General features: G+C 34.0%; 25 protein-coding genes. 3 read left to right on the top strand and 22 right to left on the bottom strand.

What is annotated here, in order from left to right:
- Positions 1-22 precede the first annotated feature (22 nt).
- Complete coding sequence (locus Q0E86_RS08570) at positions 23-907, top strand: DMT family transporter (protein ID WP_295756216.1); 885 nt, start codon at positions 23-25, stop codon at positions 905-907.
- On the opposite strand, the gene Q0E86_RS08565 is transcribed toward Q0E86_RS08570, so the two are convergent.
- The 7 genes from Q0E86_RS08565 to Q0E86_RS08535 all read right to left on the bottom strand — a co-directional run bounded on the left by Q0E86_RS08565 (position 904) and on the right by Q0E86_RS08535 (position 5225).
- The gene (locus tag Q0E86_RS08565) at positions 904-1233 is read right to left on the bottom strand and encodes a hypothetical protein (protein WP_295756214.1); all 330 of its coding nucleotides are present in this window, start codon (positions 1231-1233) and stop codon (positions 904-906) included. The genes Q0E86_RS08570 and Q0E86_RS08565 overlap by 4 nt on opposite strands.
- A complete protein-coding gene (locus Q0E86_RS08560) occupies positions 1217-1567 on the bottom strand; it encodes a hypothetical protein (protein ID WP_295756211.1) in 351 nt (116 codons plus the stop codon). The genes Q0E86_RS08565 and Q0E86_RS08560 overlap by 17 nt, the downstream gene beginning before the upstream one ends.
- A gap of 253 nt (positions 1568-1820) precedes the next feature.
- The gene (locus Q0E86_RS08555) at positions 1821-2675 is read right to left on the bottom strand and encodes a YitT family protein (protein WP_295756208.1); all 855 of its coding nucleotides are present in this window, start codon (positions 2673-2675) and stop codon (positions 1821-1823) included.
- Positions 2676-2790: 115 nt separating this feature from the next.
- Positions 2791-2976 carry a hypothetical protein gene (locus Q0E86_RS08550; protein WP_295756205.1) on the bottom strand — a complete coding sequence of 62 codons (186 nt, stop codon included), beginning with the start codon at positions 2974-2976 and terminating at the stop codon, positions 2791-2793.
- A complete protein-coding gene (locus tag Q0E86_RS08545) occupies positions 2970-4004 on the bottom strand; it encodes an alcohol dehydrogenase (RefSeq protein ID WP_295756204.1) in 1035 nt (344 codons plus the stop codon). Before Q0E86_RS08545 ends, Q0E86_RS08550 begins: the two co-directional genes overlap by 7 nt.
- A 44-nt stretch (positions 4005-4048) precedes the next feature.
- On the bottom strand, positions 4049-4624 hold the full coding sequence (locus Q0E86_RS08540) for a histidine phosphatase family protein (protein ID WP_295756201.1): 576 nt from the start codon (positions 4622-4624) through the stop codon (positions 4049-4051).
- A gap of 10 nt (positions 4625-4634) precedes the next feature.
- Complete coding sequence (locus Q0E86_RS08535) at positions 4635-5225, bottom strand: helix-turn-helix domain-containing protein (RefSeq protein ID WP_118318987.1); 591 nt, start codon at positions 5223-5225, stop codon at positions 4635-4637.
- 152 nt (positions 5226-5377) lie between these two features.
- On the opposite strand from Q0E86_RS08535, the gene Q0E86_RS08530 reads away from it, so the two are divergent.
- Complete coding sequence (locus tag Q0E86_RS08530; protein WP_295756196.1) at positions 5378-6637, top strand: DNA repair protein; 1260 nt, start codon at positions 5378-5380, stop codon at positions 6635-6637.
- Positions 6638-6647: 10 nt separating this feature from the next.
- On the opposite strand, the gene Q0E86_RS08525 is transcribed toward Q0E86_RS08530, so the two are convergent.
- From Q0E86_RS08525 to Q0E86_RS08460, 14 genes are all read right to left on the bottom strand, one after another.
- Positions 6648-6974: a YolD-like family protein gene (locus tag Q0E86_RS08525; protein WP_295756193.1), complete on the bottom strand. Its 327-nt coding sequence runs from the start codon at positions 6972-6974 to the stop codon at positions 6648-6650.
- 70 nt (positions 6975-7044) lie between these two features.
- Positions 7045-7473 carry a hypothetical protein gene (locus tag Q0E86_RS08520; protein WP_118320475.1) on the bottom strand — a complete coding sequence of 143 codons (429 nt, stop codon included), beginning with the start codon at positions 7471-7473 and terminating at the stop codon, positions 7045-7047.
- A 165-nt stretch (positions 7474-7638) separates the two neighbouring features.
- Positions 7639-9009, bottom strand: coding sequence for an LTA synthase family protein (locus Q0E86_RS08515; RefSeq protein WP_295756188.1), 1371 nt, complete (start codon positions 9007-9009; stop codon positions 7639-7641).
- A 38-nt stretch (positions 9010-9047) separates the two neighbouring features.
- Positions 9048-9335: an HU family DNA-binding protein gene (locus tag Q0E86_RS08510; RefSeq protein WP_003865106.1), complete on the bottom strand. Its 288-nt coding sequence runs from the start codon at positions 9333-9335 to the stop codon at positions 9048-9050.
- Position 9336: 1 nt separating this feature from the next.
- Positions 9337-10332, bottom strand: coding sequence for an NAD(P)H-dependent glycerol-3-phosphate dehydrogenase (locus Q0E86_RS08505; protein ID WP_295756185.1), 996 nt, complete (start codon positions 10330-10332; stop codon positions 9337-9339).
- A 13-nt stretch (positions 10333-10345) separates the two neighbouring features.
- Positions 10346-11653, bottom strand: a complete 1308-nt coding sequence (der, locus tag Q0E86_RS08500) for a ribosome biogenesis GTPase Der (protein ID WP_118011618.1) — start codon at positions 11651-11653, stop codon at positions 10346-10348.
- Positions 11654-11673: 20 nt separating this feature from the next.
- On the bottom strand, positions 11674-12324 hold the full coding sequence (gene cmk, locus Q0E86_RS08495) for a (d)CMP kinase (RefSeq protein WP_295756181.1): 651 nt from the start codon (positions 12322-12324) through the stop codon (positions 11674-11676).
- A gap of 11 nt (positions 12325-12335) precedes the next feature.
- Positions 12336-13106, bottom strand: coding sequence for a hypothetical protein (locus Q0E86_RS08490; protein ID WP_295756178.1), 771 nt, complete (start codon positions 13104-13106; stop codon positions 12336-12338).
- 66 nt (positions 13107-13172) lie between these two features.
- The gene (gene efp, locus Q0E86_RS08485) at positions 13173-13733 is read right to left on the bottom strand and encodes an elongation factor P (RefSeq protein ID WP_003865111.1); all 561 of its coding nucleotides are present in this window, start codon (positions 13731-13733) and stop codon (positions 13173-13175) included.
- Positions 13734-13988: 255 nt separating this feature from the next.
- Positions 13989-14957 (bottom strand): zinc dependent phospholipase C family protein, encoded by a 969-nt coding sequence (locus Q0E86_RS08480; RefSeq protein WP_295756176.1) that lies wholly within the window; start codon positions 14955-14957, stop codon positions 13989-13991.
- Positions 14950-16419, bottom strand: a complete 1470-nt coding sequence (locus tag Q0E86_RS08475; RefSeq protein WP_295756174.1) for a DUF2779 domain-containing protein — start codon at positions 16417-16419, stop codon at positions 14950-14952. The genes Q0E86_RS08480 and Q0E86_RS08475 overlap by 8 nt, the downstream gene beginning before the upstream one ends.
- 44 nt (positions 16420-16463) lie before the next feature.
- Positions 16464-17414 carry a YafY family protein gene (locus tag Q0E86_RS08470; protein WP_295756171.1) on the bottom strand — a complete coding sequence of 317 codons (951 nt, stop codon included), beginning with the start codon at positions 17412-17414 and terminating at the stop codon, positions 16464-16466.
- 12 nt (positions 17415-17426) lie between these two features.
- Entirely contained in the window at positions 17427-17765 is a 339-nt protein-coding gene (locus tag Q0E86_RS08465; protein WP_295756168.1) for a hypothetical protein, read from the bottom strand.
- A gap of 60 nt (positions 17766-17825) precedes the next feature.
- The gene (locus Q0E86_RS08460) at positions 17826-18983 is read right to left on the bottom strand and encodes an AI-2E family transporter (RefSeq protein WP_295756165.1); all 1158 of its coding nucleotides are present in this window, start codon (positions 18981-18983) and stop codon (positions 17826-17828) included.
- A gap of 132 nt (positions 18984-19115) precedes the next feature.
- Between Q0E86_RS08460 and Q0E86_RS08455 the strand changes: the two genes are divergently transcribed.
- Positions 19116-20729: a CTP synthase gene (locus tag Q0E86_RS08455; RefSeq protein ID WP_295756163.1), complete on the top strand. Its 1614-nt coding sequence runs from the start codon at positions 19116-19118 to the stop codon at positions 20727-20729.
- Between the two features lie 13 nt (positions 20730-20742).
- Here Q0E86_RS08455 and Q0E86_RS08450 read toward each other — a convergent pair.
- Positions 20743-21663 (bottom strand): PD-(D/E)XK nuclease family transposase (locus tag Q0E86_RS08450; RefSeq protein WP_295756160.1); only part of this gene is annotated, 921 nt, incomplete at its 5' end.

Here is a 21663-nt window from a genome sequence, read left to right as displayed (position 1 = left end):
TTTCTTGTTATAATATTTGGGTATGAAAAATAAAATAATGATTGGACATATTTTAGCCTTTGTATGCATTATGATTTGGGGTTCAACATTCGTATCCAGTAAGATTCTTTTAGATACATTTACACCCATTGAACTCTTATTTATACGCTTTTTAATTGGCTTTTTAACTCTATGCATCTTAAGTCCTAAAATACTAAAATTAGAAAATAGAAAAGATGAAATTTGGTATATATTAAGTGGATTGACCGGTGTTTTCCTATACTACTTTTTAGAAAGTACAGCTTTAGTCTATACATATGCCACTAATGTTGGTGTAATAATATCTGTAGCGCCATTCTTTACTTCAATACTTGCCTATTTATGTTTCAAAGATGAACCCTTTAAAATCAACTTTGCGATTGGATTTATTGTTGCCTTTATTGGCATCTTCTTTATTAGCTTTAACGGCAAACAAATGCACCTATCTCCAAAGGGAGATATTCTTACAATTGTGGCAGCGATTATGTGGGCTATATATAGTGTTGTATTAAAAAAAGTCAATGAATTAGGGCATACTTCCATTCAAAACACGAAACGCATCTTTGCGTGGGGACTCTTCTTTATGGCATTAAACCTTCCTTTTCTAGGATTTGATGTATCCATGCATGACATTCTAATCCCAATCAATCTATTAAATCTACTTTTCTTAGGTGTAATAGCTTGTGCAGGATGTTTTGTGATTTGGAACTATTCTTGTTCCATATTAGGAAGTGTCAGAACCAATCAATATGTATATTTAAATCCCATCGCCACAATTATCTTTTCGGCAATCATCCTACATGAAAGAATCACACCATTTATAGTTCTAGGGACCATATTAACTCTTTCAGGATTGATTATTTCTGAATACAAGAAGAAGGAATCTTAATCGATTCTTTTTTTAATCTCCCTTAAAATCGATTCAGCTTCTTTTTCATCGCTTAAATACATTTCACTATTAAACAATACCTTCTCTTTCGATACATATAAAGGTATTACACTTCCATCTCTTAAAGTCAACTTAATTCCAACATACATCATAGGCTCTACTGCACCAGCCATAAATGTGGTTCCACCAAGTATGGTATGCGTAAATGGTTTGGTCTTTCCTTTAAAATGGGCATCTTCATTTTGAATGGAACACTTTAAAATATCCGAGTACAAGCATCTTTTATCATCCACCTCTAAATATTCATCCTTAAATTTTACACACATCTTTCATCACCTCTTTTATCTTTTCTGCAACCTTACGATCATGAATATATTGATTCGTATTGACCATTGTCTTTTCTTTAGAAGTATAAATAGCCAAAATCGTTCCATCCTTTAATACAACCTTAACTCCTACAAATAAATATGGATTTTGTAGAATCCCAGATGGTAATGGCCCGCTAGGAACTATAGCCGTAAACGGAATACCCTTTCCTTTGTACTTAGCTTTTTCATTCAAGACAGAAACACGAACTACATCACTATAAGAATATGTACCAGATTGAATGGTAAATTGTTTATTCAAATCATCAAACCTTATGTATTCATCGATATTCATGGTTGAACCTCCACATTATTAAGCAGCCAATAATTAGGCTAATGCCACTCACAATTAAACTTGTGTTTCCAGACAAATAATAATTATCCATACGATCACAAAACCAAATTATAATTATGATTATACAATTTATAATTACCCTTTTATCCATACCCTATCTCCTTATCTTCATATTAATCATTTAGCTATTTAGAATCAAATGTATTGTCCAAATAGGTCATTTAAAAGGAAAAAAAGTAAGGTCTTGCCTTACTCAAATCTTTGGTTGATATCGCATATCCGACACATTATATACAGTGATAAATGCCTTTGGATCCAGTGTATTAATGAATTTCATCAGCTTTTGATATTCCGCTTTATCTACGATTGTGATGATTTCATGACGCTTTTCCATGTTGTATGCACCATACGCTTCGTATACGGTTGCTCCACTATGTAGTTCATGAATGATAAATTCACGAAGTTCTTTTTCTTTTGGAGTGATGATACATACTCTTCGTTTAATATTATGATCAAAGATAAAGTGATCTAGAACGATACCATTAAAATAAGTACCTAAAATACTTAACACAACCGTCTTCTTATCATAAACAAGAGCAGCTGATAAGGCAACACACATACCCGATAAAGACATAGCTTTTCCAAGTTCCATATGAAGATATTTATTCATGATCTTGGCGACAATATCAAGACCTCCTGATGAAGCATTTCGATTAAAAAGAATACTTAATCCTACACTCACTACTAGAATGTAGCACAATACATCAAGTTCCTGACTGTTGGTAAACGATTCAAAATTAGGAAATACAATTTCAAATAGGGCAAGAAATATAGGCAGCATAATACTTGTATAGACTGTTTTTACGCCAAATTCTTTGCCACAAGTCAAAAAGCCAATAATCAATAAAACAACATTTAAGATCATGGTGATGGCAGATAAAGGTAGAGGTATAAAATTAGATAGTATAATACCTAATCCAGAAATACTACTTACCGAAGTATGACTGGGCACAAGAAAAAAATAGACGGCTGCACCAATAATTCCAACCGCAACAGTTAATATTAGAGTTTCCTTTATGATATTTTTATAATTGTATTGTGTATTCATCAAAATCGTCTCCTAGTCATTCATTGTGTCTTTATTTTATCAAATAAATCCATTTTGATACACACTAAAAATGGAACTCCCAGCTAAAAGTTCCATTTCTGTGTATGTATACGAATCATATTCCAAATTCTTTTGCGAGTATTGCATCCACTTTGTCTGCAGAATAGACATTTCCTTCTTTTATGGAATCAATTCCCTTTTGAAGTTCTGTATCTAACTGTTTTTTTGTCAATTGATCAACAGATAATGGTTCAGAAGATGCTAGTTTTGATTCTAACGACATAATACTTGAAATCAACACTCTATTGCCACTTTAATTACACCATCTCTTTTATTTTCAAATAAATCATACCCTTGCGCAATTTTACTAAGAGGATACGTATGTGTAATCAAAGGTTCTGTATTGATCTTACCTTGGGCAATCAATTGTAAAGTCTTTTCACAATCACAACCATCAACACCACCTGTTTTGAAGATCAAGTTTTTTCCATACATATCTGGAAGTGGTAAAATTTGTGGTTCATCATATAATGCAACTATTGTCACAATCGCATTTGGCCTTGCACATTGCCATGCAAGCTGAAAAGTAGATGGTACACCCGCAACTTCAAGAACAACATCTGCCCCACCATGATCACTATTTTCTAGTACAAAGTTTCTGCATTCTTCTGGAGTGACTGTTAAAACTTCCGGATAATGTTCATGGAGAAATTCAATGCGATGTTCATCTTTTTCACACATGATTATTCTTTTTGGCTTTTGAAGCATCACACATAGTAAAGTACAAATACCTGTAGGACCTGCACCAATAATCAATACCGTATCCTCTTCTTTAATTTCAGAAATACGAGTTGCCCAATATCCTGTAGCCAACACATCCCCTACAAACAAAGCTTGTCGATCACTAACTTGTTCAGGAATCTTATTTAATCCTTGATCTGCAAAAGGAACACGAACATATTCGGCTTGTCCACCATCAATACGACAGCCAAGAGCCCATCCTCCATTTTCATCCGTACAATTATTTACATAGCCATTCTTGCAGAAAAAACATTCCCCGCAAAAGGTTTCCACATTCACTGTTACACGATCTCCAGGTTTTACATGAGTTACTTTATTTCCAACTTCTTCTACAACACCAACCATTTCATGACCCACAGTAATACCAGGCACTGCACGAGGAACACTGCCATGTTTAATATGCAAATCACTTGAGCAAATGCTCGCTAGTGTCACTTTTACAATCGCATCCCTTTCATGAAGAAGTACTGGTTTTGGTTTCTCTATCAACGCAAATTTCCCTTTTTCTAAATAAGTATATGTCAACATGTGTTTTTACTCCTTTTTGCCATTAAACGTAGTCTATACACCCTTTACTTATATATCTTGATGAATGAATGCTTACCATGATTGGATTCATAGACACGAATCTCACAATTGTTTGGCTTTGGCCTCCATTTAATGCCATTTTTACGATCTTCTAGATAACCACATAAAGAACGAATGATACCACCATGACATACGATTAACACATTCTCATAGTTCTTTGATTCTAATTCTTTTAAGAATGATTGGCTTCGTTTAATCATGCTTTCTACAGATTCAACAGATTTAGGGGCTGGAAGTAATTCTGGAAGTGCCCAATAGGTTGTCATTTTTAATCCCAATTTAAAGTAGTTTCTCAATTCATAATCACCAAAATCTACTTCAATAATACGCGAATCGATTTTTACATCTTTCTTATCCACATTACCAATAATGGCTGCAGTTTGAATGGCTCTTTGAAGTGGACTTGCGTATACGGCATCAAAATGAATGTCACCAATCTTTTTACGTGCTTCTTTAGCCTGGTTAATTCCTGTCTCATTTAAGGGTTCATCTGTAAGTCCCTGCATTAATTTTTGTTTATTTAAAGCCGTTTGGCCATGTCTAGTAATCCAAATCTTCATCCATCATTCCTCAATCAAAGTCTCTACGAGCATATAAGACTTTTCCAATCACTTTTACCGGTAATTCTTCAACTTCTTCCGGTGTAAATACCTTTGTATCAATCTTTGGATTGGCAGCCTCTAAAATCATTAAACCCTTTTTATATAAAACACGCTTTAATGTAGCTTCCTCACCCACAAGTACGATTGCGATACTTCCAGATTCTACTTCATTGGTTTGTTTCACAAAGACTAGATCTCCCTCATAAATATGAGCGTTGACCATAGAATCTCCACGTACGCGTAAAAAGTAATCGCCCTTTTTACCATCATGACGATTTAATTCAATATACCCCTCAATATCTTCCATTGGAAAACCATCATATCCAGCTTTTACACTTCCAACGATTGGTTTAATTCTTTCTTCTTCATCCAAAATACTTTTGACATCACAATCCAACATATCCGATAATTTCTTTAATGTGTTCGCCTTTAAATGTGTGCTTTCACCCTTTAACCAACGAAAATATGTGGCACGACCAATTCCTATCCTTTTAGCCGCCTCATCATGTTTAATATTATTTTCAATCTCATATTGTAGTAATAATTGTCTTAACTGCATAGTTACACCACCTTTACTTATATAGTATCAAAATTTAAATAAAATACCAGTGAAAATTTATAAACATTTTAAGAAAGTCTCAAATCTATCTTGAATTTTTATTTATTTTTAACTATGATTTTAGACGAACGATATGGGGTGTGGAGGTATTTATGCAAAAAACATATTTATGTATTGATTTAAAATCCTTTTATGCATCCGTAGAATGCGTGGAACTTGGCCTTGATCCATTTGAAGTCAATCTTGTGGTGGCAGATCCTACACGAGGTGGTGGTGCCATTACTCTAGCTGCAACACCTGCCATAAAAAAACTAGGTGTACCTAGTCGTGGTCGTATCTTTGAGATTGATCCGAAAATTGAATATATGATTGCGCCACCTAGAATGCATTTATATATGGAATATAGTTGTAAAGTCTATAAAGTCTTCTTAGAATTTATTGCCAAAGAAGATATTCATGTCTATTCCATTGACGAATCTTTTTTGGATGTCACAAGCTATTTAAAGCTTTATCAAGTAAATGCTAAAGAACTCGCAAAAAAGATGTTAGATCGAATCTATGAAAAAACAGGTCTTACAGCAACTGTAGGCATTGGAACCAATCTATATCTAGCTAAGATTGCGATGGATATATCTGCCAAGCACAATGTCGATCGCATGGCCTATTTAAATGAAGACTTATATCGACAAACCTTATGGCACCATACCCCCATGACTGATTTTTGGATGCTTGGAAATGGAACCGAAAGAAGATTACACAAATTGGGCATCTATGATATGTATGACTTGTGCCAATTCCCAATTGAAATATTATATAAAGAATTTGGTGTCAATGCCGAATATATCATCGATCATGCCTGGGGCAAAGAGCCTACAACGATTCAAGACATTAAAAATTATAAATCGAAACAACATTCCATCTCCAATTCACAAATTCTTTTTGATGATTATTCCTATCAAAATGCCTTTGTGGTCATGAAAGAAATGGTCGATCAAAATGTATTAACATTAACTGAAAAACATTTGGTGACAAGACAAATCTCATTAATGATTGGCTACTCCAAGGACTGCATTAAACCAAGCTGCGGCTCATGTAAGATTACCAATTGTACAAACTCCTATTCCATCTTATTAGAAGAATTTAAACGACTCTATATCCGCATTGTGAACCCCAATTATCCCATTCGCCAAATTGCGATTAGTTTTCAAGACGTGAAAGATGAATATTATTATGAGAACTACGATTTATTTACAGACGCAGAAAAAGTAGAACGAGAAAAAAAGCTACAAGAAACCTTAGTTCAAATCAAGCATCGCTATGGGAAGAATGCCATCCTAAAAGGAATGAATGCCTTAGACTTTGCGACTGCTAAGAAAAGAAATACCCTTATTGGTGGCCATAACGCATATTAGAGGAGTTTATTCACTCCTCTAATTCTATGTAGCTAATTTGTTTCAGATTGATCTTTGTCTTTACGATTTGAAGTATTTGCGTATCCAAGTTGATTTTAGAAACCACGCCTGTGATTCTTTTATAATTGATACGATCATAATATTCAATTGTGACAAGTTTTCCCTTTTGAATTTCATGCACTCTTTCATTTAAGATTTCATAATCATCCTGCGATAAAATTCTTGGGCTTACAATTTCTACTTCACATTCTTGAATCATTTCTTTAAAGCCTTTTAAAGAATCAAAGCTCTGAAAGATCTGAGCTCGATTTTCTTTTTTTCGTTGTATTAAATCCATGCGTATCACATCCTTATAAAGATATCATACGTATTTATTATATAAATTCAAGATAGATTTGAGACTTTCTTTAGAAATTTTCTAAAATGTATTTTTGCGTATTCAAACACTTTCTTAAACGCACTTGTGTATTATCTTCATTTGTATCCGCTTGTTTAAAATGATTTGAACTTGCCAAACGAGAATAATAAGCATCTAGATAATCTTGTAGTTCCATATACTTATCTGTATCTAGATTTAGTTCAAAACCTTCATGACTTGCTTTAAAATCATTCATTTTATCCAATTCTGCAAGTAAGCCATCAATGATTTCTAAAGTCAATTCATCTTTTTTAGCCGCCTTTAAATATTGGTTTAAACGCTTTTTAAAGACCATTGTATTAAAGGTTCCATTCTCTTTCATCTTCTCTACTTTCTTTTTAAAGAAATAAGAGCCAATCGCTAAAGAAGCTGTTGTAGATAATAAAGCTATAAATTTGATTTTTTGTTTCTTTGTCATAAATAAAAACCTCGATTCATCATATATCTCTATTTTACTTTAAAACGAAAAAACATTCCACTAAGGAATGTTAGAATCGTAGCATCTGCATGAAGGTCGTTACAAGCATCGAGAACACGACAAATGCAACAACTAATATAATAATGAAACTGCGTAATTTTTTTCTCACATGAGCCTCCTATAGAAATCTGATTTTCTTTTGATTTCTTTATCAACTAGATTTGCGTCCAACTCTTCAGTAAGTGTAGATTGATCACTAAATAGATTTGTACCAAGCCCTAGCTTATCACCTTTGATTTTATAACCTAAAGCCGCTAATATTGTAGGATAAAAATCCATTGTCGTAAAGTCACGATTCTTTTCTTTTATAGGTTTTACTTGAGAATGAATAAACGTATTCCAAACTCTACGATCATAGTTAGAAGCATATGTATCATGAATATATTCAGCCGCCATACTAGTATGATCGCCTTGAATCACTATAACGGTATCTTTATAGAAATCTTGTTTCTTTAGCCATTCCATGAAATCCTTTAGATTTTCATCCGTATGATAGATTGAATTCGATAAAGATTCTTTAAATACATTCTTACAAGATTTAGATTGATACCCATACGGATGATGTGTATCCACAGTCAACATTTCAAAGTCAAAAGGCTTTGAGGATTGAGATAGACCTAAAAGCTTCTCTTTCGCAAACGCAAACAACTTATCATCCTCAAAACCCCAGAACTCATGATAATCTTGATCAAGAATTCCCTCTTCTTTTAAAGAAACTGTATCTTGAATATCATAATGACCATGCTGATCAAAATAGCTTCGTCTACCACCAAATGTCGCATCCGAACCAATCATAAAGACACGATTATATCCATCTTTTTCTAGAATATCTCCAAGTGTATTCACTTCAGGCATAAATGGAACTTGATCCTTACAAAATTTATGTTTTAAACTAAAAATCAAAGGAAGACCCGAAGTGCTCGCAACAATACCACCGGTCGTCCAACCCGTTCCGGTTAAGACTCTAGCTCCACCGATTTGTTCATTTTGCGAAAAAGAGATAGATTCTTTTGTAAGTTTACTCAGATAAGGAAGTAAATCTTCCTTTGCATTGCCTCCATCTTCTTTTTTGGCATACGTTGTTTCCATGGATTCTAGATAAATATGGATAAAATTCATCTTCTTTTCAGGTGAGATCACTTCATTTTCTACAAAATACGTATCATAAAAATCCGTTTTCTTAAACTGATCAAAGACATACGAAAAGAAATGAATTTGACAAAGACCATATATACAACAAAGTAAAAGAATAAGAATTGCGATGTTTTGATGGGTCCAACTAAAGATCAAGCCAAAAATAAATCCTGGAAGTAAACATTTTTTCATCCATCCAAAAATAAATTGTGTATTCGTACCTTCTAAAGGAACTTTAATGTGGTATACAATTTGTTCAAAGCTAGAAAGCCCAAAATAAGAATAGGCCCACTTGCTTGAGATTGCCAATGTAAATGCGAGTGTTACAATGAATAAGCTCATGTTCGATCCTTTCTAAAGACAAAAATAGGTCATAAGACCTATTTGTTGCACTTATTTTTTAAAGTCTGACTAGGACGAAACTTAGGAAGTTTTGTCGCCTGAATCATCATTCTTTCTTTTGTCACAGGATTGATACCCATTCTTGATTTACGATCGAAAATTTCAAACTTACCAAATGCAGTAATATCAACATGACCATCACTTGCCAAGGCATCGCTCATTTCATTAAAAATCAAATCCACTGCATATGCAGCATCTTTTTTAGACATATTTAATTGAATTGATAAAGTCTGTGTTAAAGACTCCTTATTAACATACTTTCCCATACTAAAATTCCTTCTTTAAATCACGAATCATTAAATCTTGTGCACAATCACTTGGAAGTTTTCCATTAAATAGAATTTGGTAAACCTCTTCACAAATTGGCATATCAATACCATTTTCTTCTGCAACACGATGAACGATTTTTGCGGTACGAACGCCTTCAACCGTTTTTGTGTTGTTTTTAAAGAAATTCTCGACTGAATTTTCTTTACCAATTTGATATCCAGCCTCAAAGTTACGAGAATGTACACTTGTACAAGTAACAATCAAATCACCAATTCCAGTAAGTCCCATGAACGTTTTTTGTTGGCCACCAAAATGAACGCCATAACGAATCATTTCTTGTAAGCCACGCGTAATTAATGCAGCACGCGTATTATCTTGATAACCCAAACCAGATAAGATTCCAGAAGCAATCGCCATTACGTTTTTGATCGCAACGCCAAGTTCTGAACCAATCTCATCATTTCCTGTATAAATACGTAGATATTGATTTGAGAATAAGTTTTGAACGGCAACCGCATCCTCATTTTTTAAACTGACCGCATCAATTGTAGTCAATAAACGAATAACTACTTCTTCTGCATGACTTGGACCAATTAAACTAACAACTGAACTTAATTTATCTTCGTCGATACAACGACGAATCACTTCAGACATTCTTTCATTTGTTTCTGGATGGAATCCCTTTGAAACATTGATAATGATTGTCTTTTTATCTAACAAATCATTGATTTGATGACAGATAGGATCGATTGCGATTGTAGGAACTGCCAATAATACAATATCCGCTCCTTTTACGCATTCAATATCGGTTGTAGCTTTTAATTCAGGATTTAATTCTACATCCCCAAAATATTTTGAGTTTTTATGATTTTCATTGATGTCATTCACTTCATTTTCTGCAACACCATAAACCATAACTTCTTGATGATTATCTTGTAAGACTTGAGCTAAAGCTGTTCCCCAGCTTCCACTACCAATCACAACTGTACGCATATTTAACTCCTTACTATGAGCGTTTACGAGCCAAAATTTTAATTGGAGTTCCCGTAAAGCCAAATGCTTCTCTTAATTTATTTTCAATATAACGAGCATAACTAAAATGTAACAATTCTGGATCATTCACAAATAATACAATCGTTGGAGGTTCCACCGCAACTTGACTCGCATAATATATCTTTAATTGTTTACCCAAGTGTGGTTTTGCCGGATTCATCATCTGTGCATCTAAAATTACATCATTTAAAATATTTGTTGGAATACGCAAAGTACATGCATCATGCACCTGGTCGATCAATGGAATCAATTGATTCACTTTACTTCCAGTCAATGCTGAAGTAAACGCAATTGGTGCATAGTTCAAATATAAGAACTGAGCACGAATTTCCTTTTCAATCTTAGCCATCGTCTTTTCATCTTTTTCAACCGTATCCCACTTATTGTAGACAATGATGACACCTTTACCTGCATCATGCGCAAGACCAGCCACATGCTTATCTTGATCACGAATACCTTTTTCACCATCAATCAAGAATAATACAACATTACTACGATCAATCGCACTTAAAGCACGTAAGATCGAATATTTTTCAATATTCTCATAGATCTTACCCTTTTTACGAATACCCGCCGTATCAATGATCATATATTCTTTATCATCGACATGAAATGGTGTATCGATCGCATCACGCGTTGTACCTTCTACATTGGATACGATAACACGATCTTCTTTTAAGATGGAATTGACTAAGCTTGATTTTCCAACATTTGGACGACCAATTACACAGAATGAAGTGATTCCTTCATATGGAGATAAATTCTTTTCTGGAAGTTTTTCCATGACAATATCCAATAAATCTCCAAGTCCAATCCCATGCGCTCCACTAAGTACTACAGGATCTCCTAGACCTAAGGCATAGAACTCATACACATTCATCTGCATTTCTGGATTATCCACTTTATTACAAGCCAAAATGACTGGCTTTTTACACTTTTGTAGTTTTCTTGCGATGACTGTATCATCTGTCATTACACCTTCTTTGGCCGAAGTTAAGAAGATAATGACATCCGCTTCTTCAATCGCAATATCTACTTGCATATTGATTTCCTGGGCAAATGCCTGGTCCTCAATTTGAATACCACCCGTATCGATCAAGCGAAAAGTTTGTGTCAGCCATTCCACTTCACCATAAATTCTATCTCTTGTTACTCCGGGCGTATCATCTACAATGCTCTTTCTTTGTCCAATCAAACGATTGAATATCGTTGATTTTCCAACGTTTGGCCGACCTACTATGGCCACAGTACCTCGAATCATATTGTGGTCCCCTTTCTACATTATTCGACTATTTCTAATACTTTTGAAACAACTTCATCTATATTTAGATTTGAAGTATCAATTTCAATCGCATCCTCTGTTTTTTGTAAAGGCGAAATTTCACGATGCGTATCCTGATAATCTCTTGCGACAATATCCTGATAGATTGTTTCATAATCTGCATCGATACCCTTCGAAATATATTCATCATATCTTCTTTGGGCTCTAGCCTTGCTTGTTGCACTCATAAAGATCTTCACTTCTGCATCTGGTAAAACGACAGAACAAATGTCTCTTCCATCTACAATAAAGCCTTTACTTGCACACACTTTTTGTTGAAGATTCACTAATTTTTTACGAACGATCGCAAGCTGACTTGTTTTACTTGCCTGCATCGAAACATCATTCATACGAATTTCTTTAGAAACATCTTCCCCATCTAAATATACATGATTTTCTTCATCAAAATGAATATCAATGGAATCCATTAAATCACTCATTGCACTTTCATCATGAATATCTATGTTGTCTTTTAAAGTTTTATAGGCCACACAACGATACATAGCACCCGTATCTAAATGTTTCATGCCTAACTTTTCTGCAACAATATCCGCAATCGTACTTTTTCCGACCCCACTAGGGCCATCAATCGCAATATTAATTTTTTTCATTTCAGTCCTCATTAAATATTTTTAAATGTCCAAACCAAATAACCAATAATCGCAACTAAGGCAATGATCAATACACCTAATACAACATTTAATACGATTTCTGAACCCTTTTTCCCTTTTTTACTTGCTTTTTCAAAATCTGAAGTTTTCATACGCATTTTAGCACTAGGCATAGATTCAAGCTCATCACGCTTTTCTTTTTTACGCTTTGATTTTTTCTTCTTTTCACTTTTTTGTTGCTCTTCGGTTTTATCAAAGTCATCACCAGATAAGAACATTAAATCCAAATTGTCATCCACTGGTTTTTTGACATCTTCCACATCATCGCTTGTTAAGACGATTTTTTCTTCTTTCGGTTCTTGACGAGTTGGAATTTCAAACTCTAGTGTTTTAGGTTTTGAAATCTTCATTGTTGAACCTAAATCTTCATCATCTGTTTCCATTGGAATCACATGTTGATTTCTTTTTCTTGTTTCACTTGTTGAATCCAATTGCTTCAAAATATTGATCTGCGTATCATCTGTAATACGATTTCCATTATCAATATTGTATTGTTTCACTTCCCCAAGAAGATCTTCCATAACCGGAGAAGTTGGCATTTCTTTTACCGTTGGAGAAACACGCACTGTATCATGTGGATACAATGGTTTATTGGCATGTGAACCAGTATCTACACGTGATAGTCTTTGTAGTTTCACTGGCTGCGCTTGAGCTGCCGTTGTTTCTTCATCTAAACGATCTCTAAGTTCTTGATACTTTTGTTTTCTTGAAAGTTGAGTCATAAGTACCTCCTAAACATTCCCTACTATTATACACTATTCATCAAAAAAATAAAAATAGGCAATCGCCTATTTTGCACGTCCTGAATATTTACCATCATTTGTATTTACTACAATCAACTCATCTTGATTGATAAATAAAGGAACTTTTACTTCTAAACCAGTTTCTAATACTGCATTTTTACTTGCAGAAGTAGCTGTATCTCCCTTAACGGCTTGTTCACACTCTACGATTTTTAAAGTTGCCTTGTCTGGTAAAATAACACCTAAGATTTCACCTTCATAACTAGAAATATTTACATTTGAATTTGGAACAATAAAGTTTCTTTCCCATTTTAGACGATCCATAGGAATTTCGACTTGATCATATGTTTCATTATCCATAAATACCATGGCATCTTCTGTATCGTATAAATATTGCATTTCTCTTTTTTCAATTTGAGCTGGTTCAACCTTTTCTCCACCACCCCAAGATAATTCAACATTACTTCCCGTACGGATGTTACGAACTTTTGCCTTAACTACCATCGCACTACGAGCTGTTTTATTTTGTGACGCTTCTAGAACTGTATAGATTTCACCATCCACTAAAATTGTAAGACCTGGTTTTAAATCATTTGAACTAATCATGTTATTCTCCTTTAAAATTGTATGTTTAACCTAAATTATTTTATATCACGCTTGAATTTTGTCAAGAAAAAGAAAAAAAGCACCGAAGTGCTTTCTCTCATCGAAAGGATCGATAAAGTAATTTCTTATGTGTTATTAAGGAAGGATATATACACACAAGATGGATTTTGAGTCGAAAGGTGAGCCATACTTTCTATCTCTTACCACCCATATAATACGCCCAAATCCAAAACTTGTAAACCCTTCCACCTATTTTTAATAAATTAAATCAAAATTTGTCATTTCAGCCTGATTTGAAACACCTAAATTATAATTTCGATCTTTAATTAGATTTAATAGATCGCCATCTAAATCTGGATTCTTGCAAGCCGCTAAAAATAGACGGATTGCCTCCATCGCAAGAAGCTGTGCTTTATCATATAAATCAAAGAAACTTTCTGTTGAAACAAAGGAACTATCACTAGGATGGATCCAACGCGTATGTAAAAGATTCATCACATCATACGGATCATCTGGACTATTTGGAACAATATATCCCGATAAAGAATTATAGGCTTTTGTGAAAGTCTCTAATGTTTGAAGCGCCTTTAACTTATCTCCAGAAGCATCATAGAATAGCGTTTCAATAAAATGCCAATCGTTTAAACTTTCTAGAATTTGATGCGGCTTAATATCAAAACCTAAGATTTGACGAATGGCTGGAACATAAATACGCGCAATCGCTCTTGCCTGCTCTTTTGTCACGTCGCAAACTTCATAAAATTTAAAATCTTCAATCGTACACTCACGCTTTACTTTCAACATGATCGCATCCAATAAAGATTCAAAACGATGATGATACCAGGCACTCTTTCCTTTACAAGGTCCAGTACGATAGAAGACATAAGGATGACTTGTCGCATCTAGTGCCCAATGACATAAATGGCCACAAACATAGGTCATCATGTCTTTTTTGATGTCTTCATCTTGTTCATTGCGAATCGAAATCAAAGCTTTTTGGTAAAAATCATTGACATGAGCAGCATGAAACATCGATCCTGACACTCTTAAATCACTTTTCTTATAGAAATCTTTTGGATTCATTCCATGAAAGAATAAAAAGTCAGGTCCATTGGAACCAATTTCTAAAAGTTGTAGTCTAGGTTCAAATAGATCATGCGTACTTTCATCTACTTTATCAAAAATTTCCTGCGCAAATAAAGTATGTGTAATAATATTAGGCATTGTTTTCTACCTCCTTGATCAAACCATGATATACAACATATTCCGCATATGTATCCATTTGACAATATGTTGAAATGGCTTCTTTTACTTCTTTTTTCTCTTCTTCATTCTTCTCATCATATGTACGATACGCAAATACGGCATTCAAACCATTTTGAATATCTAAATCATGATACGATACATCTTTAGAGAAAACAGGCAATATACTCTTTAATGAATAATGTCCACGCATTTTCGAATTATAATACAATCCCGCTTCAAACGGCTTGGATAGATCCACCATTCTAGAACAAATCGACTCTAATTCTTCTTTATATTCTTCAAATTGATTGGCAAGCTGTTTTAATCTAAGCTTTTCCGCACCTTCCATATTGTATACAAGAATCGTTCCTGTTTTTGGAAGGTCTTGAATCAATTGTTCGACAAAATGTCTTCTACAATCTTTTGATTCAAAGAAATTATAATGTTTCAAATTTCCATCCCTAGTTTCAACATGCAAACTATATTGGAAACAAAGTACATCAAATGGTTTCATATTTTCATAAGGTGGTATCGCAAATGTATCCCATTCAAAATCTAAGTATGAGATAGGATATTGAATTTGTTTCATCCATACCTTTAATGCAGCTCGATCCATAAATGGTTCACTTGTTTTACTGGCCATATATTGTGCATATTGAAGACGAAATCCTTCAATTTGGTTCAATGGTAATTCGTGAATATGACGAATACCACGATTATAGGCATCTAATTTGTGTTGATTGGTTGTAAAAAATAAAATCGAATCATCAGGTTCATTGGATTCATCGAAACAAATTGGATAGTAAGTACATCTTCTTAATGCCGTACATTGTTTTGTGCGTACCGGCGTAATGCTTGTACGATTTAAGATTTCTTTTGTTCGTTCGATCCAGCTATCCAAATCTATATCCACTTCATCCATACACTCGGCAATCGTTTTCGATAAATGATTTCGCTTATTGAATAGCTTATCACTTATACATAATAATTCATTTAAATCAAGACTTTCTTTTCGAACATATTCCTTATTTAAATATACAATGCGATTTTCAGTCACGTTAATACCACAATGAGCTAGAATGATTTCATTGATTTTCATAATCAATGCTTCATTCTCTTTTGGGTATGCACTTAAATGTGGATATACAGCCATATATCCGTTTTCTAATTTTTTTAGATATGGAATTTTTGTACGACACTCCTTATATTCGAATCGTGCAAAACATACGACATCATTTTCTTCTAATAATTTTAAAGATTGTTCATTTGAATCCATGGAGTGTCCTAAACCACAATCTGTTGCGTTTAGATACGTTTGCCAAAGGTTTGAGAATGGACAATCCATTTTATAAAAACTTTCTTGGTGAATTGAATTGTGGGCACTGTTCCAACAAAAACAGTCACATTTCATTTCACGCATTAAATCTGATACATGTAACATAAAATTTTTCACCATTCTTATTGTACTTCAAAATTTAAATCTTTTCATCCCTTATAGGCGTTTAATATTTTTTTAATACGCAAAACATATTCTGATTTCACATCTTCCGGCTGCAAGATTTCAACTTGATTTGTCATCGCAAATAGCGATTGATACAAGTTTGACATGTCGTCTGTATAGAATTCAAAGTCGGTAAAAGCCTCTTGTTTATTGAGGATTTGTAGTTTATTGCCCCAATATTTTTCTTTAAACAAACGAAGCCCATTTTCCTTGTGATAGACTCGAACTTGAACTTGTTTTAAATCTAAAGGAATTAAAGAATGTTCTCCAATATAGTTGCTTAAATGAAAATGGTTATCGCGAATAAAGTGTCTGGATGAGATTTCACATGAATACATTCGTTCTGGACTAAAGCGATACATACGATAATCTTTTCTCAATAAGGAAAAGCCAATTAAATAATAGGATTTATGATAGTGAATAATTTCATAGGGTTCAACCTCAAATTCTTTGGGTGTTTCATCCTGTAAAGATTGGTACGACAAAATGACGCAAAGGCCTAAATTTATGGCTTGTTGCGTCTTGTCGATCATAGCGGAAGTCTTTTTATCCAACTCCATTGAATTGGACATGTAGTGTAATGAATCGTTTGATGAAATTTTACTTGTCGCAATGATCTTATCCATGGCATCACAATATAAAGTGAGTGGTTTAAAGTCTTTTTGTGTGCGCATAAATTTATAAGATTGAACCAATGCATCCTTTTGTTCATCACTAAAAATTGTGACGGGAAGATCATATTGATCATTCAAGATATAACCACCATATCTTCCTTTCACTTCTTCAACGTTATAGCCTGCAAGTACAAGCTCTTTTTTAAATTCACGAATATTTCGTGGATTCACTTCAAGTTCGGTGGCAAGTTGAGCTGTATTCATCTTTCCTCTTGCCTTTAATAGTTGTAGCATGCGAATGCATAAGTTCGTACGATTCATAGTTTTCTCCTTTTAGTGCGTGCTGCAAAATCTTTGGGGATAGTAACCAAAGCCTTTTTTGGGCTCAAAATGTTTAGGAACAATACCACGAAATACAAGTGGACGTATCATTTGACCAATCCCTCTTTCAAGCGCAAAGCCTAAAGCCTCTTGTTTTTGAATGGCTCCGGCATCAATTAAAATATTCACAATTTCTTCATTGCCAATGCTGATGGCATGCATCAAAATTGGATATCCGTTAAATACCCAGCTTGGACTTGCTCCAAGTTGTAAACAATATTCAACTCCTTGTACATCCTCTTTCCATACGGCATCTAATAGATCCATAGCTAATCTTTTTTCTGCGTTCATATTGTACCCTTCTTTCTATACTCAAAGGATACAATTTAAATAGACATCATTGATGTCAAATTAATCGGTTACTTCTTTTACTTTTTGAAGACGAGTTAACACATCTTCACTCACCAATTGATAGATGCATGAACAAATTGGAATAAAGATAATGATGCCAATAATTCCTGCCACATTAGCTCCAATTGTGATCGCAACAATGATATACATGGGTGGAAAGCCAACGGATTTTCCAACGACATGAGGATAGATAAAGTTTCCTTCGACTTGTTGGATACAAATAAACATAATAATAAAAGTTAGTCCTTGTACAGGAGATGTCATCGCAATAAAGAAGGCACATAATATGGCGGCAACCAATGCTCCAAACATAGGTACTAAAGCTCCAATGCCAACGGCAAGTCCAACTAAAAATGCGTATGGTATTTTTAAAATCAAGGATCCTACAGTGACTAAACTAGCAAGGATCAAACATTCTAAACAGGTACCACCCACATAACTTGTAAATATGCGAATGATCAACTTTAATACGTGGCGTACTCTTTCATAATTCTTTTCTGGCAGATAAGCTTGTAATAAAGATTTTGTTTCATGTACGACTTGTTCTTTATTAAAGAGTAATAAAAAAGAAAAGACAATGGTGATAAAGGCTTGCGCAAACCATGAAAATGTTGTCGATAAAATCGTAAAGATAGAGCCAAAAATATCATTGGCACCACCTGAAACAAGCCAAGAACTTACTTTTTTTGAGACGTTATCCATCGCAAATGTACTAAAGGCATTGATGTCTAAGTGTTGTAGAAAGTCATGGACAACATCAACGTGTTTTGTGACATCTAAAAGCCAAACATAAAATTCATAAATCATTTGTGGAAAGTTTGTCAGCAACAATTGAATAGAAAATAAAATCCTTGGTATGACAATTCCTACAAAAGCGACAAAGACGGCAAACACAATCAAAATCGATAATACGTTTGAAATCATTCTTTTGATTTTTGTATCTTTGATGTCAAACCATTTGATTGAATAGCGCATTAAATTATTCGAAATAATATTAAACACAAAGGCTAAACCGGCTCCGAGTAAAAATGGCAAGCACATTTGTCCAATCCAACCTAAAAAGCGGAAGATCTTTTCGAAATAATAGATAACCATTCCGATTAATAGTGTAAAAATTATAAGTCTTTGATACATTTTTTCTTTTTCGTGTAGGTCCATTAAAACCACCTCAAATCGAATTTATTATACTATCTTTTAAAATGAAAATCATTTTTTTAAATTTTTTATTTACATCTTTTTTTCATAGGTGTAAAATTGCCAAGTTAAAAGAAAAAAGTAGAGGTGAAACAAATGAGTACAAAGTACATTTTCGTAACGGGTGGTGTTGTTTCTGGTTTAGGAAAAGGAATCAGTGCAGCAAGTCTTGGCCGTCTTTTAAAGTCCCGCGGCTACAAGGTCACAAGCCAAAAATTAGATCCTTATATCAATGTGGATCCAGGAACAATGTCCCCTTTCCAACATGGTGAAGTTTATGTCACGGATGATGGATTAGAAGCCGATCTAGATTTAGGTCATTATGAGCGTTTTATTGATGAAAACCTTCACACATATTCTAACCTTACCACTGGACGTGTATATTGGAATGTCATTAATAAAGAGCGTGATGGAAAATATCTTGGTGAAACTGTTCAGGTCATCCCTCATATTACTAATGAAATCAAAAGTTTTGTGATTCGTGCAGGTGAACATGCAGCTGCCGATGTAGTTATTACTGAAATTGGTGGTACAACCGGTGATATTGAAAGCTTACCATTTTTAGAATCCATTCGTCAGGTGGCCTTAGAGGTAGGTCGTAAAAATTGTTTATTCATCCATGTGACTTATATTCCATATATTTCGGGTTCCCAAGAATATAAGTCAAAACCAACACAACATTCTGTCAAAGAATTGCAGTCTTATGGTATCAATCCAGATATCATCGTTGCGCGTTGTGATGAAACAATTCCTCAGTCTGTTTTAGACAAAATTTCATTATTCTGTAACGTTGAAAAGCGTTGTGTGATCCAAAATAAGACACTTCCTTCACTTTATGAAGTTCCATTTATGTTAGAAGAACAAAATCTTGCGGATATTGTTTGTGAAAAAACAGGTCTAGAAATTCGTAAACCAGATTTAACAGAATGGAAACAAGTAGTTGAAAATATTAAGGCAAGTACAAAACCTGTAAATATTGCATTAGTTGGTAAATATGTAGCTTTACACGATGCCTATCTTTCTGTAAGTGAAGCTTTATATCATGGTGGTTTTGAAAATCATGCCAAAGTGAATATTCAATGGATTGATTCTGAAGGTTTAGAAAATGCCAATTTAGATGAAGTCTTTAAAGATACAGATGGAATTATTTTGCCAGGTGGTTTTGGTGATCGTGGAATTGAAGGTATGATCAGTGTAGCCAACTATGCAAGAAATAAACAAATCCCTTATTTAGGCATCTGTTTGGGTATGCAGATTGCGGCCATTGCCTTTGCGCGTGATGTATTAGGTTTTGAAGATGCCAACTCTTATGAATTTGATTCAGAAAGTAAACATACGATCATTGATTTCATGGAAGATCAAAGTAATGATATCCGTAAAGGTGGAACGATGCGTTTAGGTTCTTACCCTTGTTCTTTAAAAGCTGATACAAAAATCTGGTCTTGCTACAAAAAAGATATGATTGATGAAAGACATCGTCATCGTTATGAATTCAATAATGATTATCGCAGTGAATTTGAACGCAATGATATGATGATCGTCGGTACAAGTCCAGATAAACAATTAGTAGAAGCTATTGAATATAAGAATCATCCATTCTATATTGGTGTTCAATATCATCCTGAATTTAAATCTAGACCAAATCGTCCTCACCCATTGTTTGTTGGTTTAGTGAAGGCAAGTCTAGAAAACAAAGAAAGTCACAAATAGTGACTTTTCTTTTTTATATGAACTTTTTAATTTCATCCACAGACATATTCAATACAGTAGCCATGGTTTTGACATCCATTGTACTAGAAAGACGAAGGATCATGTCTTGAATCTGTTTTTCTGCTGCGTCAGCTCTTTTTGTTTCAAGTTCAGTTTGTTTATTGGCTTCTTCAACTTGTTTATTCGCATCTTCTACTTGTTTATTCGCATCTACAATTCGTCTATTCGCATCTTCTACTTGTTTATGAGCTTCTTCAAGTTCAAGTTGTAGTTCCATTCGTTCTTCATTTTCATGCAGTTTTTGAAAATCTTCTATTATTTTCTTCCAACCATCATCCGATATCGTTTCTACACGCTTCTCTAACATTTGAATCACCCCATCCTTCTCTATCATCACCTTAATTTTACTATCATCCAATCCCTTGTGGCAATTCAAAAAATAATAAATCATTTTCTCCTGTTCATTCATGTCTTCAAGTGGCTTATTTACATCTAACTTTGCCATCTCAATTGTACGTAACTTCATACGATCCTGACTTTCTTCAACAAAAGATAATCCTTCTTCATTCCTTAATGTGAATGTGTTACACATCTTATCATTTTCAATTATATTCACATTAAAGAACACTAAGACGATTGTTTCCTTTAATTGTTTGTAGTATTTTCCTTCTAATTGTTGAGAACCATGAAGTCTAGCCAAATAATAACTAAAGCGAATTGGCAAATTATCTTTTGTTTGTCTTAACTGCATCTCTAAATCCACCATCGTTCGATCATCAAATTCAACTAATAAGTCTAATCGTGGACTTTTCATTTTACTAAAGTCTTTTACAATTTCTGAATTCTTAACAACAACTCTATTCACCTTTCTTTCTAAAAATACCGTGAGTAATGATTTTAAGGCATCATTGGCCTCTTTACAATCTTCGCCAAA

Origin of the sequence: uncultured Holdemanella sp., from assembly GCF_934754935.1 — a bacterium.
Classification (GTDB): Bacteria; Bacillota_I; Bacilli_A; order Erysipelotrichales; family Erysipelotrichaceae; genus Holdemanella.
This window is presented reverse-complemented; position numbering and strand designations above follow the sequence as displayed.